17 protein-coding genes are annotated in these 15,564 nt (G+C 45.7%); 9 read left to right on the forward strand and 8 right to left on the reverse strand.

The features are described from left to right. The first annotated feature begins 16 nt into the window (after nt 1–16). From ACSVDI_RS09785 to rpsR, 4 genes are all read left to right on the forward strand, one after another. Entirely contained in the window at nt 17–895 is an 879-nt protein-coding gene (locus ACSVDI_RS09785; protein WP_457942539.1) for a UTP--glucose-1-phosphate uridylyltransferase, read from the forward strand. 119 nt (nt 896–1,014) lie between these two features. Next, complete coding sequence (rpsF, locus tag ACSVDI_RS09790; RefSeq protein WP_457942540.1) at nt 1,015–1,311, forward strand: 30S ribosomal protein S6; 297 nt, start codon at nt 1,015–1,017, stop codon at nt 1,309–1,311. 18 nt (nt 1,312–1,329) lie between these two features. After that, nucleotides 1,330–1,782, forward strand: coding sequence for a single-stranded DNA-binding protein (locus ACSVDI_RS09795; protein WP_457942542.1), 453 nt, complete (start codon nt 1,330–1,332; stop codon nt 1,780–1,782). A 48-nt stretch (nt 1,783–1,830) separates the two neighbouring features. Continuing rightward, a complete protein-coding gene (rpsR, locus tag ACSVDI_RS09800) occupies nt 1,831–2,094 on the forward strand; it encodes a 30S ribosomal protein S18 (RefSeq protein ID WP_457942544.1) in 264 nt (87 codons plus the stop codon). 275 nt (nt 2,095–2,369) lie between these two features. Here rpsR and ACSVDI_RS09805 read toward each other — a convergent pair whose 3' ends face one another. Further along, the gene (locus tag ACSVDI_RS09805; RefSeq protein ID WP_457942546.1) at nt 2,370–4,130 is read right to left on the reverse strand and encodes a PASTA domain-containing protein; all 1,761 of its coding nucleotides are present in this window, start codon (nt 4,128–4,130) and stop codon (nt 2,370–2,372) included. A 335-nt stretch (nt 4,131–4,465) separates the two neighbouring features. Between ACSVDI_RS09805 and ACSVDI_RS09810 the strand changes: the two genes are divergently transcribed. Then, a complete protein-coding gene (locus ACSVDI_RS09810) occupies nt 4,466–4,699 on the forward strand; it encodes a hypothetical protein (RefSeq protein ID WP_457942548.1) in 234 nt (77 codons plus the stop codon). Between the two features lie 108 nt (nt 4,700–4,807). Further along, nucleotides 4,808–4,984 (forward strand): hypothetical protein, encoded by a 177-nt coding sequence (locus ACSVDI_RS09815; protein ID WP_457942550.1) that lies wholly within the window; start codon nt 4,808–4,810, stop codon nt 4,982–4,984. Between the two features lie 87 nt (nt 4,985–5,071). Here ACSVDI_RS09815 and ACSVDI_RS09820 read toward each other — a convergent pair whose 3' ends face one another. Beyond that, nucleotides 5,072–5,800, reverse strand: a complete 729-nt coding sequence (locus ACSVDI_RS09820; RefSeq protein WP_457942551.1) for a histidine phosphatase family protein — start codon at nt 5,798–5,800, stop codon at nt 5,072–5,074. Between the two features lie 124 nt (nt 5,801–5,924). On the opposite strand from ACSVDI_RS09820, the gene ACSVDI_RS09825 reads away from it, so the two are divergent. Continuing rightward, a complete protein-coding gene (locus tag ACSVDI_RS09825; RefSeq protein ID WP_059031389.1) occupies nt 5,925–6,965 on the forward strand; it encodes an IS6 family transposase in 1,041 nt (346 codons plus the stop codon). Nucleotides 6,966–7,311: 346 nt separating this feature from the next. Here the strand turns inward: ACSVDI_RS09825 and ACSVDI_RS09830 are convergent, their stop codons facing one another. The 4 genes from ACSVDI_RS09830 to ACSVDI_RS09845 form a co-directional block, all read right to left on the reverse strand. After that, on the reverse strand, nt 7,312–8,106 hold the full coding sequence (locus ACSVDI_RS09830) for a PhzF family phenazine biosynthesis protein (RefSeq protein ID WP_457945631.1): 795 nt from the start codon (nt 8,104–8,106) through the stop codon (nt 7,312–7,314). 182 nt (nt 8,107–8,288) lie between these two features. Continuing rightward, nucleotides 8,289–9,224, reverse strand: coding sequence for a serine hydrolase domain-containing protein (locus ACSVDI_RS09835; RefSeq protein WP_457942552.1), 936 nt, complete (start codon nt 9,222–9,224; stop codon nt 8,289–8,291). Between the two features lie 22 nt (nt 9,225–9,246). Continuing rightward, complete coding sequence (locus ACSVDI_RS09840; RefSeq protein ID WP_457942554.1) at nt 9,247–10,434, reverse strand: IS256 family transposase; 1,188 nt, start codon at nt 10,432–10,434, stop codon at nt 9,247–9,249. A 330-nt stretch (nt 10,435–10,764) separates the two neighbouring features. Next, the gene (locus ACSVDI_RS09845; RefSeq protein ID WP_059031389.1) at nt 10,765–11,805 is read right to left on the reverse strand and encodes an IS6 family transposase; all 1,041 of its coding nucleotides are present in this window, start codon (nt 11,803–11,805) and stop codon (nt 10,765–10,767) included. Between the two features lie 123 nt (nt 11,806–11,928). Here ACSVDI_RS09845 and istA point away from each other — a divergent pair, with 123 nt between their 5' ends. Both istA and ACSVDI_RS09855 read left to right on the forward strand, forming a co-directional pair. Beyond that, nucleotides 11,929–13,482: an IS21 family transposase gene (gene istA, locus ACSVDI_RS09850; RefSeq protein WP_457942556.1), complete on the forward strand. Its 1,554-nt coding sequence runs from the start codon at nt 11,929–11,931 to the stop codon at nt 13,480–13,482. After that, entirely contained in the window at nt 13,475–14,272 is a 798-nt protein-coding gene (locus ACSVDI_RS09855) for an ATP-binding protein (protein WP_457942557.1), read from the forward strand. Before istA ends, ACSVDI_RS09855 begins: the two co-directional genes overlap by 8 nt. Nucleotides 14,273–14,416: 144 nt before the next feature. Here the strand turns inward: ACSVDI_RS09855 and ACSVDI_RS09860 are convergent, their stop codons facing one another. Both ACSVDI_RS09860 and ACSVDI_RS09865 read right to left on the reverse strand, forming a co-directional pair. Beyond that, complete coding sequence (locus ACSVDI_RS09860) at nt 14,417–14,725, reverse strand: GNAT family N-acetyltransferase (protein WP_457942559.1); 309 nt, start codon at nt 14,723–14,725, stop codon at nt 14,417–14,419. Between the two features lie 439 nt (nt 14,726–15,164). After that, nucleotides 15,165–15,554: an arsenate reductase ArsC gene (locus ACSVDI_RS09865; protein WP_017551000.1), complete on the reverse strand. Its 390-nt coding sequence runs from the start codon at nt 15,552–15,554 to the stop codon at nt 15,165–15,167. Between the last annotated feature and the right edge of the window lie 10 nt (nt 15,555–15,564).

The following is a 15,564-nucleotide window of genomic DNA, read 5'->3' on the forward strand; positions in this document are numbered from 1 at the left end:
CTAGGAGTTGTTAGACGTGAAGAAAGTTACAAAAGCCGTTATTCCCGCAGCCGGACTTGGAACAAGAGTACTGCCCGCAACAAAATCCATGCCGAAAGAAATGCTGCCGATTGTTGATAAACCTGCAATCCAATATATTGTGGAAGAGGCGGTCCGTTCCGGCATCACCGATATTCTGATTATTACCAACCGCGGAAAGGGACTGATAGAAGACCATTTTGACCGCGTGCCGGAACTGGAAGGCCGACTGACCAGCGGCGGCCCGGAAAAAGAAAAAATTCTGAACGACATCATCAACATCTCTCACCTTGCCAATATTTATTTTGTCCGTCAGAAGGAAACACGCGGTCTTGGACATGCCGTCAACTGTGCCCGCTCTTTTGTGGGGGACGAGCCTTTCGCGGTTTTATACGGCGACGACGTCATCATTGGGGAAGACCCTGCCTGCGGTCAGCTGATCCGCGCTTATGAAGAATTCGGACGTGGCGTGCTGGGCGTAAAAAAAGTTTCCGCAGAGGCTATCACCAAGTACAGCTCCCTGAAGGTGGAACCGATTCACGACAACTATTTCAACTGCACCGATATGATTGAAAAGCCGAGCCCGGACAAAATTATGTCCCTTTACTCCATCCTTGGGCGCTGCGTGCTGACTCCGGACATTTTTGATATTTTAGATCAAACACAGCCGGGAGCAGGCGGTGAAATTCAGCTGACCGACGCCATGTGCACCCTTGCACGCCGGGAAGGCATGGTTGCGGTGGATTACACCGGGACCCGTTATGATATGGGCAACAAGCTCGGCATTATGCAGGCCCAGGTGGAAGTCGCGCTGAACCACCCGGAAATTGGGGCGGACTTCCGAAACTATTTAAAGAGCATTTGCGCCTCTCTGTAAAATTCAGGCTTGACTTCATTTGTTCCTGCTGATATAATTGACCTGTTAAGCTGCTTTGCAGCTTTTATCCTTGCTCCGGTACAACACCGGGGCCTAACGTCCAGAAGGAGGTGCAAATTATGCCAAACGTAATTAATTCCTATGAGACCGTTTTCATTCTTTCCACTACGCTGGGAGAAGACGGTATCGCAGCAACGGTTCAGAAGTTCAAAGATCTGATCGCAGCACATGGTACGGTTGAAAGTGTTGATGAATGGGGTAAACGCAGACTTGCTTACCCGATCATGAAACAAGAAGAAGGCTACTATACGCTGATCAACTTCACGAGTGCTCCTGAATTCACCGCCGAGCTTGATCGTATTTACAACATTACCGACGGTGTCCTTCGTTCTCTCATCGTAAAGAAAGAAAAGTAAGAAGGAAGAGTGATTTGAATGCTCAATGTCGCTGTTTTGATGGGCAGGCTTGTAGCTGACCCCGAACTCAGACATACAGCGAACGATATTTCCGTCACGAGCTTTACTCTTGCGGTCGATCGTTCCTATGTAAAAGCGGGCGCAGACCGTCAGGTCGATTTTATCGACGTGGTCGCCTGGCGCAGCACAGCGGACTTTGTGTGCAAGTATTTCCGCAAAGGCCAGCTGGTTGCCGTACAGGGTTCCATTCAGACACGCTCTTACACGGATAAAGACGGCAACAAGCGCAAAGCGTTTGAAGTGGTGGCCGACAACGTTCACTTTGCTGAGTCCAAGCGCGACAGCGCCGCGGCGTCGGGCAACTATCATTCCAGAGCAGACGTCAGCGCAGATCAGCCTGCTCCCGCTTATGCAAGCGGTGATACAGGCGATTTCGAGGAAATGCCTTCAGACGACGATTTGCCGTTCTGATTTTTGAGATTTCCGCTCCAAACATTTGAGAAAAGGAGGCTTCTGGCCATGGCTGAAAATAAGACTGACAGACCGGAAAGAGACCGCCGTCAGGGCGGCCGCAAAGGTCGTAAAAAGGTTTGCAGCTTTTGTGTAGACAAAGTGGAAACCATTGATTACAAGGATGTTGCCAAGCTCCGCCGCTTTATTTCTGAGCGGGCTAAAATTTTGCCCCGCAGAGTTACCGGAACCTGCGCACATCATCAGCGTGAGCTGACCACCGCGATTAAGCGTGCGCGTCACCTTGCACTGCTTCCCTTCAGCAGCGACTGATTTGCTGTGTTAATTGAATCACTTGGGCGAGCGCATTTTGCGCCCGCCCTTTTTTGGTTTTGGTGTAAAGTTCGAGGCCGGGACCGCATTTCCATAACCGCAATACTTTCTATCTATGTTTAAAAAATTGTGAGCTTCTCCTATCACAATGAGAAATGCAGGGACAAAAGACGGTGAATTGGACAATTTTTTAGAAAGAGGGGTATTGCAGAAGGAACATTTCTTCTGCAATACCCCTTTGTATCAGGAAACAAAATTTTAATTTTATGGGAGAATCAGCCTTCCAAAACTTCGGATGTGTTAGAAGAACCCACATTGCGCGATGGCTCAAAACTGACGGTGGAGCTGGGTGCGGGACCTTTGCTGACTAAAATCACCACCTGCGAACCATAAGCCATCTGGCTGCCTTCCTTAACATCACGATATCCAATCACAAGGCCTTTCGCGACGGTGTCACTGTATTCTTCTTCCTTCGTCGGAACAAATCCCGCAGAGGTTACTGTTTCCGAGGCATTTGTAAGGGTTTTTCCGGTAATGGACGGCAACGTGCGAACAGCAGGGCCCTTGCTGACCACGACCACAATTTCCGCACCCCTTGTCATTTTCGTTCCCGGTTCCGGAGATTGCGAAATAATCATTCCCTCCGGCACCGTATCACTGAACTGGGAGGAAGAAAGCAGGACTTGGTAATCCGCACTGCCTTCCGAAGAAGCTCCGGACGATTCCGCACTTTTCAGGCTTTCATAACTCTGTCCGGTTAAATCGGGAGTTTCAATCATGTTGGGATCATCCGAACTGACACTGTCGGCGACCAGCAGGTTCTCCTCTGAAGAAGATTCATCCGTTTGGGATGAAGATGCGGTTTGCCCGACCGAAGCCAGAGCACCGGTATTATCCATATTGGAGATCCAAGTCATGCCAATTACGGTAAATACGACCAGGGCAAACGCACAGGAAAGAACAACCCACAAAAACGCAGGCACTTCTTTTTTCTTTTCAGGTTCCGGCGCAGGGCGGCGGACCGGTCTGGAAACCGGCTGTTCCAGCTGCTGCGTGTGCTCAATGGTGGCCGTTACGGTAGGCGCTGCAGACAATTCATCGCGCAGACGTTCAAACGTTTGCGTCCGCTTCTCCGGCGACACCTGCAGCGCGTTTGCCATAGCAGACACAACGTGAGGCGGCAGGCTGCGGAGAATACTGGTAGGAATCAGCAGGCGCGTATCCGTCCTGCGTTTCGGCGCTTCCATCGGCATGGTTCCGGTTAAGGTAAAAAACAAGGAAGCGGCAAAGCCGTAAACATCGGTCGGCTCCCCGGCTTCATAATCCATAATATACTGTTCGACCGCCGCGCAGCCGGGTACCAAATCCGGCGGAAGGTCTGTGTCCATGCGGCGCACTGTTTTAATGCAGAAACCCCGCAGCTTCATCCGCCCGTCCTTTGTAATGCTGAGCGTATCTGGGGAAATGCCAAGGTGGCTGATTCCCGCCGCGTGAAGAGCCGTCAACGAAGAAAGCACCGGCATAAAAAGCTGCCGCGCAGTATTCCAGCTCAGACTGCCGCCGCTGCGCTCCACAAAGTAGCGAAGCGTAATACAGTCGCTCCATTCGGATACGGTATATGCCGTATTGTTTTCTTTAAATATGTCGTAAATCTGCACAATGGAAGAAAGCTCGCGCATATGGGCGACTTCGCGGGAATAACTCAAAAATTCATTCAGGCATTCTTCATAGATGATTTCACTGCCCGGGAAAATACGCGCCGTTTTTTGGTCCTTGCTACGTTCGCAGATTGTCTGCGGAAAATATTCGTGCAGTTCAATCGGGATATTCAGAACCGTGTCATAACCGATATAAGTGATTCCTTCCCCGTTGCATTTTTTTGCCCGCCCAACCAGATAGCGGTTTTGAAGTATGGTGCGGTACGGTAAAGCGTGGTTCATCTGCGGCTCGTTGGAGCGGAATCCACAGTTCGGGCACTCGGTTCTGCCGGCTGTATCAGATATGCAGTTCATACATAAGTTGTCATAGCCAGTCATAGTGTGTCCTCCATAATTTTAACAAAATGGAAAAACTTTCTAATGTATTCTTGGCTGTAAAATTCAAATTTATCCCATTTTTGTGAATATTTTACGCTGAAATCAGTAATCCATCTCTTCATTTTTCATAAACACAATCGATTTATAATTTTATAATAGTCATTACAAATAATTATTATAATTCGTTTATTATATTAATTCTAATTTATTAAGTATATCACATCTGCGGGAACAAAAGCAAGCATTGTGCCATTATATCCCAGTAATTCCTGAATTTCCATGCAAGGCAGATGTCACCCTCCCCTGGGTGGCTCACGCCCATAGGCATACCATGCATGGTGATTTCACTGCTATACCTCTGGGGTATCTGCTGTCTGTTCACCTTTACAAAAATGCACCGGTGGTACCTATCCTCTTTCGTGGTCGCTGCCGGAACAGCTCTGCAATTTGGGATCAACGCCATCGTGGACCGGGCACTTGCCGCCCGGGCCGGACCGGATAAATGGGACTGTTTTTCCGCTGTCTGCATTCTGATTTTGGCGGCCTGTATGCTAGCGGTATACGGATGAAAAATGCCCTGAAACACAGATTGTGTTTCAGGGCATTTTTCATTCCTTCTGAATGGGGCCTGTACTAATTAAAAAAATCCTGCGAAAACTATGAGTGGAGGTGATGATATGTATAAAATATATAAGGATTTACATGATTTGCTGATGGACGATGACGAGTGCCGGGCATATCTTTTAAAACTTCCGGTTCGGGAACAGCTTACCGTTCATCAGCAGAATGATACCATCCGAACAAAAGAAGAGCTGTGGCGGTACATTGACCGAATGACCAAAATCCAAAAGTAGCAGTGGGAACAGGATAGTACAAGTGCCGCAACATGGCTATTTTATCATTTTTATTATCTATGGTATTCCTTGGTTCTGCCGTAAACATCAATCATGCCGTTCATCCGCATTGTCGTAGGTTTCACAGAATCTTGCCGAAAAGGATGGCTTCTCGCCCGCAGCATACAAGTGGGACAGATCACCGAAGGAGTTCATCCGAAAATAAGCGATCCCTCTTCTCCGCTCTTCAGTAATCAAAGTGGTCACAGACGTGGGAGAAGCGCAAAATCCATGCCAAACAACCATAGGAGAGATTCCCAGCAAATGTCCCAGCATGACGCACTCCACACCAAAGTGACAAAACAAAACAATGGTATCATTGTTCGGCTTGACCGCCCGGTACAAGTTTCCTTCCCGCTTGTAACCGTGTTTTTCCAACACCGCATCCAGCCCGGAGTAAACGCGCATCGCTTCGTCAATCACATGGCCCGCCCGCATAACGGGTACCGTATGCCAAAGATTTTTGTCATAAAACTCTTCAACTGTAGTCCAGTCCGCGGGAAGCCAGTCCCAGGGAATACGCTCTTCCCCTGTTTCTTCATCCACAATCGGGGCCTCAAATTCCCTAAGCCATGGAAGGATCTCCGCCGTCCGGTTCATCTTCTTCAGCGTAGCAGATGCCGTATCCTTAGCCCGGCCCAAAGGCGATAAGTAAAACGCCTTAACGTTCATGGCTGCTATTCGGTTGGACAGCAGTTCGGCTTCCCTCCATCCCTTTTCGGTAAGGGAATCGATGGAATAATCCGGATCCCCATGACGGATGATCATCAATTTCATAAGTACTTACTCCTTATTTCTTGCTACGTATTGTAAAGTTAAATGAAAGTTGAGGACTCGTCAGCCCTTCTGGTACAATGGTTTTGACACAAAACAATGTACTCCCGAAAGGAGACGAGTCCTCATGACAAAATCATACCAGATTTGCTGTCCGAAATGCAACAACCATCAAAACTTTTATCGTTATGGCAAAGATAAATATGGAAACCAGAAATATCTTTGCCGTGTATGCGGGCATCAATTTGCGCCGGATGCCCATGCGGCTGACAAACCCGGAAGGCCGCGCGTGCGTCCTTATCCGACTTGCCCTGTCTGCGGAAAAGCCATGTTCCTTCACCATGACCACAAATACTACTCAAACTACCAATGCTGCGACAAGAAGTGCGGCCATTCCATTTTTGTGCCGAAACCGGCTGCCGTTACGGCACCTTCCATGTCGAAGCTGTCCGGGAAAACAGATTTCAAGCGGATGCGTTATCCAGTGCATGTTATCCTGACGGCACTGTCGATGTTTTATCTGGGAAAAAACTCTTTCCGTAATATTGCTTTGATTCTGCGTACTGTCATGAATATTCAGGTTTCCCACACTACTATCAGTAACTGGTGTACGAAATTCGCGCCTTTGTTTCAAAACATCGCGCTTGAACTGATGCCAACGCTCAATTTCAACTCCGACGAATGGCACGCGGACGAAACTGTAGTAAAAATCCGAGGCATGAAGTATTACCTCTGGTTAATTGTGGACAGCGAAACCCGCTTTGTTCTCAGCTTCCACCTTTCCAGGCACAGGGACAGCCCTCAGGCGTTTTCCTTACTAAATTCCGTTAAACATCTCGGTAAACCCGGAGCCATCGTCACCGACCGCTACAGTGCTTACAAAGTTCCTGTAAAAGCAGTGCTTGGCGTGAAACATATCCGGGTCCAGAGCTTCAGCGATGATATTACCAACAACCTGATCGAATGCTTTAACAAGCAATTCAAGGCGTGGTACAAAACCAAACAGGGATTTGCCTCGTTCGATTCCGCCAACAATCTTATCGCGGTTTTTCTCTTCTTTTACAATTTTGTCCGCCCTCATTCCGCTCTTGACGGTCTGACCCCGGCACAAGTTGCGGGCCTAAACCTTTCTGCCAGAAGCAAACGCAAGCTTTTCCTCGTCGCTTGAAGCAATTGGCTGATTTCCCTTCTTAATCTTTCATGTTTACTTTACAAAGCCTCTTGCTATTGCACAAATTTATAAAACCACAAATGCCACGCGTTCCGCACTTTCCGACGGGTAAAAGCAAGCTAGTTGCCCAAAGAGCGTCCTTTTTCGCTCGGTGAAAATCAGGTGCATGCTCTGAAAAATCTCACGTTTTAATCTTCCAATCAACCACATTTACTTCAAAGAGATCAAAAAACCTAATGGGAACTGGTGGCAGGTGGTCCTGCTATATTCTATATTTCAACTTCCATAGGTGTCAAATTCATCGCTTTTCCCCCGACCTTGACTTCATAAATTTCATTTTCCTTTACCCTAAAAATACCCGGATTTCAGACGGCCTTTTCATAGAGTAGCCTTGTTCAAAAACGATATTGGAAGCTTGTTCCCTGCTGATTTTTCCATAGTGGTATAGGTAGCAGCCAAGCGCGCCACTTGATGTGCCTGTTGCCGCTTCTTTCGGGATCCCATATAGGGGTGCAAAGTTTCTGCAGTAAGCGTTCGCGCCATGTAAGGATTCCAAAGAAAAGACATGGTATCCGACGGTATGATATTTACGACTAACTGTTTTTATTTTTTCCATGTCCGGTCTGATTTTATCTAAAATCTCCATACTCCTTACCGGAACCATAACATCTCTAAGCCCTGTTGACACCACTTGAACCGGTAAATCCGGTAAAATTTCAGATGCACAAAGGTTCAAAGAATCCGCTACTTCTTCTTTTGTGAGAAGTTCCGAAAATATCGGAATCGATTGATCCATCATAACAAAACCATCGTCGTGAATTTCTATGCCAAGTATTCCGGCTCTGGTTTCCTGTTTATATTCTCCCGGTTTTAGCAGGTTCAGATTGGACATTGCGTAAAAAGCCGCAATCGTGGCATGGCCACACAGGTCCACCTCTTCCTTCGGCGTAAAGAATCTCACTTTAAAATCTGCCGTATTGGATTGCATTACAAAAGCAGTTTCACTAAATCCAAGAACGGCGGCAATCTTTCTCATTTCTTCTTCGGACAAGGAATCCGCATTCAGAACAACGCCTGCCGGATTTCCGCCTTCCTTTGTTTTCGCAAAAGAATTTAATGCGTATGCATTTATTTTCATTTCATACAAACTCCCATTTCCACTTACACACGAGCATGAAGCTGAATGAGCTCAGGCTAAGGTTCAGCCAGGGCGTGTTTATGTTTTGTGTTTCCCGTTCTCAAGAAAAACTTTGTTTCCCGCGCCAAGCCTGATTTCGTTCTAGAGAACAGACCAACACCTGTCAGTAAAGCAGGATTGGTTCATGAAAGAAGCGGTTCGATTTTCTCCTGAATGAACTGGACGCGATCAAATATCCGGGGTTGAAAGGTACCTGCGATTCCAACGCAAATTTCTTTTGCCTCGTTCACATAGATGATATTTCCTCCATCCCCGATGGCCGCATAAATTCGTTTGCTGGCATCGATAATCCACCATAGAAAGCCATATGACATATTCCCAAACCGATCATCTAAATCAATATAGGAAGTAGAAAATACGTTAATCCATGCCTCCGCTACAATTCTTTTCCCATTATATACGCCTTTTTGAAGGCACATCAGACCAATTACGGCAAGATCGTTTGCCGACAGAGCCAGTCCCCAACCGGCAGTATTCACTTTCTGTGGGTCTGCATACCAGACATTGCCCTTCGGTTCCTTACTCATTAAGAAGTTAAACTGATCCTCTTTCGATCGATCTTCCTTATTGATATGACGCGGAATTCCGAGCAGCTCAAAGAGATAGGTATTGGTAAAATCAATCACACTCATGCCGCTGGCATTAGCTATCACACCGGACAGAATCTGAATCCCAAGCGTTGAATATTTGAACTCCCCTGTGATACCCTTTCTTCCGCCAAGAAGATCAAGCGCTGCTTTGGTCCAGTCATCACTGGTACAGACCTTTGTCCAGGGTTCGGACTTGTACTTGTACGGGGCCGTCATCGTGAGTAGATGGCGGAGCGTAACCTCATAGATGGTCTTTTCTCCCCGCTTTACCCGATAGTCCGGAAAAAATTCCAAAACTTTTTGGTCAACACTCTTGATAAACCCTTTGTCAATTGCAATACCCGTCAGAAGCGCCATGATGCTCTTGGTGACCGACATAATATTGAGTGTATCCCCGCGCCGGTATCCATGCCAATAGTCCTCATAAACTACGCTTCCGTTTTTGGCTGTGTCAAGAGAAGTTCGCAATTTAGGGGCTCCACGAAATAAATTAAGCTGCGTTTAGCAGAAGTGTCTGAATCGATTTAGGATTCAAATATGCTCTGGAAACAGACCAATCTTCAGCGTATTCCATGAGATATGTTGTTACCAGCCGCAAGTAGGAATCGTTGTTTGGAAATATCCCAACGACGTTGGTTCTGCGCCGGATTTCCTTGTTCAGCCGTTCCAGCATATTGGTCGATGAAATTTTACGGGCATCAAGCTCGGGGAATGCATAGAAAGCCAGTGAGTCCTCCAGCCCATCTTCCAGAAGCTCGATTGCCTTGGGAAACCGCTTCCCATATTGCTCCGACAACTGCTTTGCGCGCTGTTGGGCTAATTGGAGAGAAGGTGCCAGCCAGATTTCTTTTAGTTGGGCTGCAAAGGATTCTTTTTCTTTCTGCGGTATATGAGCCAGAATATTTCGCATGAAATGCACTTTGCAGCGCTGCCAGGATGCGCCGGGAAAACTTTCTCGGATGGCGGCAATCAGCCCTTTGTTCGCATCGGAAACCACCAGCAGCGGCGTTTTCAAACCGCGATCCAAAAGACTTTGAAACAACTGGGAATAGCTCTCTTTGGATTCATCCAGCATCGGTTCTACGGCGAGAATGTCCCTGTGTCCTTGCTCGTTTACGCCACAGACAACCATCACCGCCATGCTGACGACACGGCCATCCATACGGACTTTTTCGTACAGGGCATCCGTCCAAATGACAGGATAACGGGTATCCGTCAGAGAATGGTTGCGAAATTCCTGTACCTGTTCATTGAGTCCTTTTGTCATCTCACTGACCTGACTGCGGGAGAGGTTCTCTATCCCCAGACTGTGAGCCAGCTTTTCCATCTTCCGTGTAGACACGCCCTGCACGAACGCCTCCTGAATAACCTGTATCAGCGCCGCCTCGCTGCGTTTGCGTTCCGTGACAAAGAAAGGGATGTATCCCTGACTGCGCAGCTTTGGCACCATGAGATACATCGTCCCTACGCGAGTATCCAGCCGCCGGGGGCGATATCCGCAGCGGTAGTCGCTTCGAGACGGATTATGCGCATTCTTTTCCGCTCCCACAAGGCCGGAAACCTCCGCCTCCATCAGTTGAGCGCAGAGCCATTCCAGCATACTGAGCATCGGGTCGGGCTCCGCCATACATTTCAGTAGCAATTCCGTAAGATCTGTGTTATTCTTTCCTTGAGTCATTGGGGCCAACTCCTTCTTTGAATGTCTCGATACCATTCATTTTATCGGAGTCCCAATGGCTTTTCTATACCTTCTCGAAATTGCGAACTTTATTGTACTCTATCAGCTTGTTGTCTGATAAAATTACTTGTTGAGTATTACGTTCAGTTAAGGACACTTTCACGGTGATTTAAGGACACCCTGCCGGTAAAAGAAGGACACCTCAACGCTCTATAGGGACACTGTCCCTCCCAAAATATATCTCCTATAATGAAGTTGCACATAATTGTGTGACTACATGGCTTTGTAAAGTAAACATGAAAGATTAAGAAGGGAAATCAGCCAATTGCTTCAAGCGACGAGGAAAAGCTTGCGTTTGCTTCTGGCAGAAAGGTTTAGGCCCGCAACTTGTGCCGGGGTCAGACCGTCAAGAGCGGAATGAGGGCGGACAAAATTGTAAAAGAAGAGAAAAACCGCGATAAGATTGTTGGCGGAATCGAACGAGGCAAATCCCTGTTTGGTTTTGTACCACGCCTTGAATTGCTTGTTAAAGCATTCGATCAGGTTGTTGGTAATATCATCGCTGAAGCTCTGGACCCGGATATGTTTCACGCCAAGCACTGCTTTTACAGGAACTTTGTAAGCACTGTAGCGGTCGGTGACGATGGCTCCGGGTTTACCGAGATGTTTAACGGAATTTAGTAAGGAAAACGCCTGAGGGCTGTCCCTGTGCCTGGAAAGGTGGAAGCTGAGAACAAAGCGGGTTTCGCTGTCCACAATTAACCAGAGGTAATACTTCATGCCTCGGATTTTTACTACAGTTTCGTCCGCGTGCCATTCGTCGGAGTTGAAATTGAGCGTTGGCATCAGTTCAAGCGCGATGTTTTGAAACAAAGGCGCGAATTTCGTACACCAGTTACTGATAGTAGTGTGGGAAACCTGAATATTCATGACAGTACGCAGAATCAAAGCAATATTACGGAAAGAGTTTTTTCCCAGATAAAACATCGACAGTGCCGTCAGGATAACATGCACTGGATAACGCATCCGCTTGAAATCTGTTTTCCCGGACAGCTTCGACATGGAAGGTGCCGTAACGGCAGCCGGTTTCGGCACAAAAATGGAATGGCCGCACTTCTTGTCGCAGCATTGGTAGTTTGAGTAGTATTTGTGGTCATGGTGAAGGAACATGGCTTTTCCGCAGACAGGGCAAGTCGGATAAGGACGCACGCGCGGCCTTCCGGGTTTGTCAGCCGCATGGGCATCCGGCGCAAATTGATGCCCGCATACACGGCAAAGATATTTCTGGTTTCCATATTTATCTTTGCCATAACGATAAAAGTTTTGATGGTTGTTGCATTTCGGACAGCAAATCTGGTATGATTTTGTCATGAGGACTCGTCTCCTTTCGGGAGTACATTGTTTTGTGTCAAAACCATTGTACCAGAAGGGCTGACGAGTCCTCAACTTTCATTTAACTTTACAATACGGACTACATTTTAAGGAGGTTCGATAATGGTTGATTATCGAGAAATTATGAGGCTAAGAAGCCTCGGCTACAGCCAGCGCCAGGTGGCTGCAAGCGTTCACAGTTCAAAGGATACAGTCGGCTCTGTTTATAGGCTAGCTGATATCCATGGATTATACTGGCCTTTGTCTGATGATCTAAATAATCAGGCAATACAAAATCTTTTTTATCCCGAGCGTGCTCAGTCAGACAGGAAAATCCCAGATTATGCACTCATGCACAAAGAACTGGCCAGGTCAGGAGTAACACTTACACTTCTTTGGGCTGAATATTGCGAAGCATGTTATGCAGAGAATTCCTTGCCATATCAGTATACCCAGTTCTGCGACAGCTACCGCAAATGGGCTAAGATAACAAAAGCAACCATGCGTATCAAAAGGAAACCTGGAGATACCATGGAGGTTGATTGGGCAGGAAACATTCTTACCATTTATGACAGCATAACCGGAGAAGAAATCCCTGCGTATCTTTTCGTAGCGGTATTACCTTGCAGCTGTTACGCTTATGCTGAAGCCTTTTTAAACCATGGTACAGAAAGCTGGATTAAAGCGCATATACACGCTTACCAATACTTTGATGGTGTTACGCGCATCCTTATTCCTGATAATTTAAAAACGGGAATAATCAGCAATACCCGTTATGAGACAAGGTTAAATAGAAGCTACTCTGAAATGGCTGAGTACTATAACACAGCAATCATACCGGCCAGAGTGGACAGGCCCAAGGATAAGCCTAATGCAGAGGGAACTGTCAACCATGCATCTACCTGGATTATTGCAGCTTTACGCAATGAAAAATACTTTTCCATCCAAGAGTTGAATGGTGCTATTGCAGAAAAGCTTAATCAGTTCAATAGAAAGCCCTTTACCCAGAGGGAAGGAAGCCGGTATAGTGCATTTATGGAAGAAGAAAAGAGCTTTCTCCAGTCACTACCCGCTTCTCCCTATGAGCTGGCTGTCTGGTCAACTGCCACTATTAAGTATGATTATCTCATAACTGATGGAAAAAACAAGTATTCTGTTCCTTTTGATTTAATTGGTCAAGAAGTAGATATCCGTATTACCTCCACCACCATAGAAGCATTTTATCAGGGATCAAGGGTATCCTCTCATCCACGCATATCTGAAAAGCGGAGAGATCCTATCATTAAAGTTGAACATATGCCAGATAATCACAAGAAATATCTGTCATACAACCAGGAATCATTTTTAGAATGGGCCGAAGGCGTTGGATTACATACAGTAACTGTTGTGAGATCATTCTTATCCTCAGGAAAGGTTGCCGAGCAGGGGTATAAATACTGTGCAAGCCTTACCAAGATGGCTGACAAATACGGTTATCATAGGCTGGAAATGGCATGCGAGAGAGCATTGGCTTATGTCCCTAACCCAAGTATCCGAAATATTGATATTATCCTTAAGACAGGGCAGGACAAGCTAAAAAAACCTACATCTGCTGCAATCACAGATTCAGCACCATCTTCAAGCCAATACAGCTTTACCAGAGGAGCAGAATATTTTGGAGGTAAGCACAATGATTAATCAATCAACAATTGAAACTTTACGTAAAATGCGACTCAGCAGCATGGTAGCTTCTTTTGAAGAACAACTTAATGACCCCAGGACCTATGCAGACCTGTCCTTTGAAGAAAGGTTCGGCCTGATGGTGGATGCTGAATGGGCAAAGCGTCAAGCTAACAAACTGAATAAATATATCAAACAGGCATGCTTCGCTAATCCAGAAGCCTGCATAGAAAATATCGAGTATTACCCGGACAGAAAACTGGATAAAGGGATGATGCTTAGACTGTCAACCTGCCAGTACATCGATCAGCAGCATCATGTAATACTAGAAGGTGCTTCGGGCAATGGGAAGACGTGGATTGCATGTGCGCTTGGTATTTCTGCCTGTCGCAAGCTGAGAGCAGTACGTTACATAAGGATGCCGGAGCTCCTGGATGAACTTAACGTTGCCAAAGGGCTTGGCACATTCAAAAAAGTTATTAAAAACTACCAAAAGGTTGACCTTCTGATCATGGATGAATGGCTTATACGGTGTCTGAAGGAGCATGAAGCATATGATCTTCTAGAAATTGTAGAAGCAAGGATGTATCATGGTTCCACCATCTTCTGTACCCAGTATGGACCAAAAGGATGGTATGAACGGATTAGCCCTGCCAGCGATGGGCCCATATCAGAGGCTATCATAGATCGAATCATACATAATGCCTTTGAAATCATCATTGATGGAAAAGTATCTATGCGTGAGCGTCATGGACTGAAGGCCTCTTATATGGAAGCTGCAGAGAAAGGTGACAATGATATCAAATAGACTGATTAACTAATACAAAGGGTGTCCTTCATGCCCGTTTATGTGTCCTTATTCGGGCGTGAGGGTGTCCCTATTTGACCGTGAAAGTGTCCTTATTTAATCGTAATGCTCACTTGTTAATTCTAATACCTCACAACCATTTTCTTATGAGTATTCTATTGCTTTTTCAATTAGTAATTTCCCATAGCCATTATTTTTATATTCTGAATTTACAATCAGTTCTTCAATTGTGGCAACTTTTTCTGAATGATGTAGTTGATAGGTTATATTCAAACTTAAAAAAGAAATGATTTTATTGCTAATAGTTCCAACTACACAATAGCAGTTTGATTCGTCCATTTTCTTTTTAAATGCTAATTCAAATTTTGAAATATTCATTTTTTTATTTTCAAGTTCACAAATCAAACTATAAATATCGTTTAAATCATTTTTGTTACATTCCCTTATTCCCATTTTATGACATCTCTATAAATTCTGATTTGTCGCTCTGACATCTATCCTCGACACTCAACGCCCTTAATATCTATCTCGGCCACTCAACCCTACGACATCTAAATGGACTACTCAACCCTCGCACATTTTTCAGAAAATCACAGTAGATATGTTCTCTCGAATCGATTAGTGCTCCTGATGTTCTTTCGAGGTCGAATCCCGAAAGCCACAATATTACTGGGCTTTTGCGCCAATTACCCCTCTTTCCTTGACATCAGCACGACCGTCTCAACGTGGCTTGATTTGATTGAATTGATGTCTATGGGCCATTTTGACAACCATTTGTTCATGAGAACATGTCAATGGGTTTTTCGGTCATTTTTGAAAAACCGTCGTACGAGGAAACATGTCAATTAACAATAACGTCAACCACTGAATGTGCAATTGGCGTTAATTAATTTTATGTCAGTTTCTTCTTCAATTCAATTATTCGGGCTTCAATTATTGAAATAACTTTTTTAAATTCCTCATCACTCTTACCCGTAGGATCATCCAGTCCCCAATCCTCTCTATGCTTGCAGGGAAGGTAAGGGCATTCCACATTGCATCCCATTGTAATAACAATATCTACCTGCGGGATATCATCAAGTAATTTTGGATATTGGGTTTTCTCCATATCTATACCATAAAGCTCTTTCATTAGACGCACAGCATCCTGATTAATTTGGGGTTTTGTTTCTGTGCCAGCAGAATAGCTTTCAAATACATCTCCTGCTAAATGTTTGCCCAATGCCTCAGCTATTTGGCTTCGACATGAATTATGAACACAAATAAATGCAACCTTTATCATTTTACTCTCC

The organism is Caproiciproducens sp. LBM24188 (assembly GCF_054130445.1).

Bases quoted from the DNA above. Each gene is read 5' to 3' on its own strand.
- rpsF (WP_457942540.1), top strand. From the start codon at position 1,015: ATGCCAAACGTAATTAATTCCTATGAGACCGTTTTCATTCTTTCCACT.
- ACSVDI_RS09795 (WP_457942542.1), top strand. From the start codon at position 1,330: ATGCTCAATGTCGCTGTTTTGATGGGCAGGCTTGTAGCTGACCCCGAA.
- rpsR (WP_457942544.1), top strand. From the start codon at position 1,831: ATGGCTGAAAATAAGACTGACAGACCGGAAAGAGACCGCCGTCAGGGC.
- ACSVDI_RS09805 (WP_457942546.1), bottom strand. From the start codon at position 4,130: ATGACTGGCTATGACAACTTATGTATGAACTGCATATCTGATACAGCC.
- ACSVDI_RS09810 (WP_457942548.1), top strand. From the start codon at position 4,466: ATGGTGATTTCACTGCTATACCTCTGGGGTATCTGCTGTCTGTTCACC.
- ACSVDI_RS09815 (WP_457942550.1), top strand. From the start codon at position 4,808: ATGTATAAAATATATAAGGATTTACATGATTTGCTGATGGACGATGAC.
- ACSVDI_RS09820 (WP_457942551.1), bottom strand. From the start codon at position 5,800: ATGAAATTGATGATCATCCGTCATGGGGATCCGGATTATTCCATCGAT.
- ACSVDI_RS09825 (WP_059031389.1), top strand. From the start codon at position 5,925: ATGACAAAATCATACCAGATTTGCTGTCCGAAATGCAACAACCATCAA.
- ACSVDI_RS09830 (WP_457945631.1), bottom strand. From the start codon at position 8,106: ATGAAAATAAATGCATACGCATTAAATTCTTTTGCGAAAACAAAGGAA.
- ACSVDI_RS09840 (WP_457942554.1), bottom strand. From the start codon at position 10,434: ATGACTCAAGGAAAGAATAACACAGATCTTACGGAATTGCTACTGAAA.
- ACSVDI_RS09845 (WP_059031389.1), bottom strand. From the start codon at position 11,805: ATGACAAAATCATACCAGATTTGCTGTCCGAAATGCAACAACCATCAA.
- istA (WP_457942556.1), top strand. From the start codon at position 11,929: ATGGTTGATTATCGAGAAATTATGAGGCTAAGAAGCCTCGGCTACAGC.
- ACSVDI_RS09855 (WP_457942557.1), top strand. From the start codon at position 13,475: ATGATTAATCAATCAACAATTGAAACTTTACGTAAAATGCGACTCAGC.
- ACSVDI_RS09860 (WP_457942559.1), bottom strand. From the start codon at position 14,725: ATGGGAATAAGGGAATGTAACAAAAATGATTTAAACGATATTTATAGT.
- ACSVDI_RS09865 (WP_017551000.1), bottom strand. From the start codon at position 15,554: ATGATAAAGGTTGCATTTATTTGTGTTCATAATTCATGTCGAAGCCAA.